Origin of the sequence: Paraburkholderia sp. BR14374 (assembly GCF_040948685.1) — a bacterium.
Classification (GTDB): domain Bacteria; phylum Pseudomonadota; class Gammaproteobacteria; order Burkholderiales; family Burkholderiaceae; genus Paraburkholderia; species Paraburkholderia youngii.
Map to the genome: position 1 here is coordinate 1 of NZ_JBFPKF010000083.1, position 2,666 is coordinate 2,666.

General features: G+C 63.3%; 2 protein-coding genes. Both read right to left on the reverse strand.

What is annotated here, in order from left to right; all coding sequences use genetic code 11:
- Positions 1 to 85: 85 nt before the first annotated feature.
- A complete protein-coding gene (istB, locus tag AB3X86_RS37970) occupies positions 86 to 874 on the reverse strand; it encodes an IS21-like element helper ATPase IstB (protein WP_368599869.1) in 789 nt (262 codons plus the stop codon).
- Between the two features lie 6 nt (positions 875 to 880).
- The gene (istA, locus tag AB3X86_RS37975) at positions 881 to 2,401 is read right to left on the reverse strand and encodes an IS21 family transposase (protein WP_368599870.1); all 1,521 of its coding nucleotides are present in this window, start codon (positions 2,399 to 2,401) and stop codon (positions 881 to 883) included.
- Positions 2,402 to 2,666: the final 265 nt, after the last annotated feature.

Consider the following 2,666-nt stretch of genomic DNA (forward strand, 5'->3'; position numbering starts at 1 on the left):
TGTCACGGATCGGCGTAATCGAGCCGGGGATGATCGGCGTAATGAGGCCACCTGGAATGGCCCCGAAACGCGATTTCGAAGGGACTCAAGAATGCGTTTTTTTGCCTGATTTTGCAACCGCGTTTTCGCCGTTTTCGGGCATCGGTTTCGGCTTGCGGAAGCTCTCACCCTCAATGACGACGCGGTAAGCGCCGTGCCGTAGCCGATCGAGCGTGGCAGCACCGAGGATGCGGTTGTCGGGGAATGCGTCGCCCCATTCGCTGAAGTCGAGATTCGACGTCAGGATAGTTGCCGCGCGCTCATACCTGGCGGCGATCAGATCGTGGAAGTCTTCGTCGTGGGGCGCACGCAGGGGTTTGAGAGCGAAGTCATCGACGATCAGCACCGGAACGCGCACGAACTGCTGCAACTTGCGTTCATAGAGCTCAGTCGCCCGTGCTGCATGCAACTTCTTGAGCAATTCGGTTTGCGTGATGAACAGGACATCGCGGCCCTGGCGTGCGGCGCTGTGGCCCAAGGCCTGCGCGAGATGCGACTTGCCGACGCCGGTTTGGCCGACCATCAGCACGCAGACCTTCTCGTCGATATAGCGGCCGGCGGCGAGATCATGGATGTGAGCGCGGTTGAGTTTGGGCACGCGGTCAAAGTCGAAGTTCTCGAGCGTCTTGCTGAGGGCGAAGCCAGCGCGGGCGAGCCGCACGCCGAGCTTCTTCTGCTCTCGCCGTGCGACCTCGTCGTGCAGCAGCATGGCGAGGAACTCCGTGTAGGCAAGTTGCCCGTCGATGGCGTGACGGTTGCGTTGCTCGAGCGAGTCGAGGATGCCCGAGAGACGCAACTGCTTGAGGATCGTGTTCAGTTCTGGACTGGGATGCATAGGCGTTCAATGGATCAGAAGGGAATGGAGGTCACGGCCGAAGCGGCCGCCGTTCAGATAGGTGTCGGCAGGTGCCGGCGTCGGCGCTGGTGCGGTGGGCTGGCTGTCCAGCCCCTTGTCGAGGATCGTCTTGACGGTGCGGTACCTGGGGCTGGCGAACACGAGCGCACGCTCGCACGCAGCCTCCAGCCGTTGATCGCCGACCTTCTCGCGAAGCCTCACGACGCCCTGCGCGCCGCGCAGGTTGACGAGCACCTTGTCGTTGAACATCGCGAGAACGAGCGCGTGGCAGGCTGGCCCGATATCCTTTGCCCGCGCCAGGCACCACTGTGGATCGTGCTCGAGCCACGCTTGCGCTTCAGGCGGCTGGTGGTCACGCACCGTGTGGCGATCGCCGGGCTTGCGCAGGCGCGGATGGGTCGCGACGAGCTCATGGCGGTGGAACACCTGCACGACCGTGTCGGTCGCCTTCAGCCACAGCTGCTTGCCAACGAGCGTGAACGGCACCGAGTACCGTGCCTTCCTGTAGACGACGTGCCCGTCTGTATGGACCTTGACCTCGCACCATACGGCCAGCACTGGCGGCACATCGGGCAGTCTGGCGAGCAGCGGCTTCTCGATGGCGAAACGTGCAAGCGGCTGCTCGCGCGTCGTGCCGTGCTCGCGCGTGCCGGCCTGCTGCATCACCCAGTCGCGCAATTGACGGTTGGCGTCGGCGAGATCGCGGAATTCGCGCAGCGGCACGAAGGATCGTTTGATGTATTTGACTCCGGCCTCAACGACGCCCTTCTTCGCAGGATCGTGGGGAGGGCATGCATCGATCCGGAAGCCGTACCCCTCGGCCAGCGCGGCGTACGAGCGCTGTACCTCGGGGTCATACATGCACGCCTTTGTGATCGCGCACTTGGCGTTGTCGATGATCACGCGTTCGACGCGGCCACCGAACCATTCGAAGGCGCGCCGGTGACAGGCCAGCCACGTCTCGACCGTCTGATCCAGCACGACCTCGGCGTATTGATGACGCGACCAGCACAACGTCATCACGAAGAACCATGTCTTGAGCAGCCCCCCGGACTCATGCGTGAGCACGGGACCGGCGCCGAAGTCGACCTGTGCGGCGTCCGCCGGCGCGAACTCCAGGATCGTCGTCGCTCTCACGCCGCGCTCGGCCTTCAGTTGCAGCAGGAAGCGCCGTACTGCCGAATAGCTGCCCGTATAGCCGTGGTTGCGCTGAAGCGCGTTGAAGATCGTCGTGCCTTGCACGTCGGCGCTAAACCAGCTGCGCACCAGATCGCGAAACGGTTCAATCGTGGAGACGCAGCTACGCGGCAGCTTCGGATTGCGTCCGAAGATCGCTGCCAGTTCGGCGTCGTCCGGCAAGGGCTGACCGGGATCGAGCCAGCCCCGAGCGAGCGCGACCTGCCTTACGGTCTTCAGCTTCCCACGCCCCATCAGGCGTGCGCTGGCAATGTCGCGGTCGGAATCGCCCTGACGCATGCGCGCCAGAACCTGTCGATACTCAAACACTTCGAACCTCCTTCGACTCATCGGCCCTCCGGGCAAAAAGCCTGAAGGTACCGGGTTGCGGAAATTCGAAATGCGTTTCGGGCTGCCGCCCGACAGAACACTGAGCCCGCTACGTGGCTCGATTACGCCGATCCTGCGGTGGCTCCAATACGCCGATCATCGAGTGGCCCGATTGCGCCGATCATGCACTGGCTCGATTGCGGCGATCATCCGGTGGCTCGATTACGCCGATCCCGGAATGGCTCGAATATGCCGGTCAGTGACA

Excerpts from the sequence above, each read along its gene's own strand:
- istB (WP_368599869.1), bottom strand. The coding sequence starts at position 874 with ATGCATCCCAGTCCAGAACTGAACACGATCCTCAAGCAGTTGCGTCTC.